Annotated in this window: 2 pseudogenes; one reads left to right on the top strand and one right to left on the bottom strand. The window is 50.8% G+C overall.

What is annotated here, in order from left to right:
* Positions 1–87 precede the first annotated feature (87 nt).
* Positions 88–498: pseudogene (locus tag C230_RS18795) on the top strand (ATP-binding protein); the annotation flags it as partial.
* A 377-nt stretch (positions 499–875) separates the two neighbouring features.
* Here the strand turns inward: C230_RS18795 and C230_RS0100045 are convergent.
* Positions 876–1,253: pseudogene (locus C230_RS0100045) on the bottom strand (ExeA family protein); the annotation flags it as partial.

The raw sequence follows: 1,253 nt of genomic DNA, 5'->3' as shown, positions 1-1,253 counted from the left end.
ATTCATTGATGCTATAGGGATGTATGCTGATTTCTTTCCATAACCGAATACTTTCGATAATTCCCGTTATGGAAAGCTTTCCATAACGGGAAGACGCATTTGGCCATAGGACTAGGGATCGAAGCGATCAACAAAGGGTACAAAGTGAGCTTTGTCACCATGGATACGCTCATCCAACTGTTGAAAACGCAGGAAATCACCCGAAATGCCCAGTACAAGGTGAAGCGGATTCTCCATTCCGATTTGGTAATTTTGGACGACTTAATGTTCATGGCGATGGATCGTCAGGAGGCCAATTTATTTTTCCAGCTCATCAACAAGCTTTACGGGCAGACTTCGATCATTCTCACGTCCAACAAAGGCCCCGAGGATTGGGGAGAATTGCTCGGAGATCCTGCTATCACCACAGCGATTTTAGACCGCATTTTGCATAAAAGCGAGGTGATTCATCTCAACGGAGATAGCTACCGGCTCAAACACCGACAAACTATTTTTTGAGGTTGGGTTGTTCAATTTTATTTAACGAAAATTGTTCAAAAGTACTTGACGGTTACAGAGGTGTTCCAGAATGCCTGAGCACCATCCATTTCGGAGTCCATTAGCCGTTCCAATTGAGGGCTATATCGCAGAAAAACGGGCGACGGGCCATAAATTCGAAAAAGGAGCCCGTTTACTGAAGGGTTTCGACTCTTTTGTGTACAGTCGAAGCTTACAGGAGGCCACTTTAACAAAGGCGCTGGTCATGGAATGTGTAGCCGCTCAGGCTATTTGGCGGTGAATTTCTCACCGCCATTGTCGTGAGCGTTGTACCGCCATTCCGCCAACCGAGTGAACGCCGTACCGACAGCCATCCCAGACACGAGAAAGGCAGCCGGTTACCCGATTGCTCCCCGTTGCCGGTCCAGGTCCGTCAGTACCCGCTGGATGTGGCTGTCTTCCACCACGTCGCTGTCCTTGGCGGCCGCATCATACAGGGCCTGTAAGCAGATTTGGTTCACGACTCGGGGGATCCCACGGCTGGCAGCGTACACCAGGTGCAAGGCGCTGTCCGTAAACAGCAGCACGGTCTTTCCGGTCAGTCGAATTTGGTGCCGCACATAGTCGGCCGTCTCTTCCCGGGTCATACCGGTGAGGTGGTACGCCATCTCAATCCGCTGTGAAATGGCCTCGTACTTCTTCAACCGCAGTTTCCGGCTCAGCTCCGGTTGCCCCACCAAGATGAGCGGGAATAACGACACGGCATCCATCCTCTG

Origin of the sequence: Effusibacillus pohliae DSM 22757 (assembly GCF_000376225.1) — a bacterium.
Taxonomy (GTDB): Bacteria; Bacillota; Bacilli; order Tumebacillales; family Effusibacillaceae; genus Effusibacillus; species Effusibacillus pohliae.
Note: the sequence above shows the minus strand (reverse complement) of the source record. Positions and strands in the feature narration are given on the sequence as shown.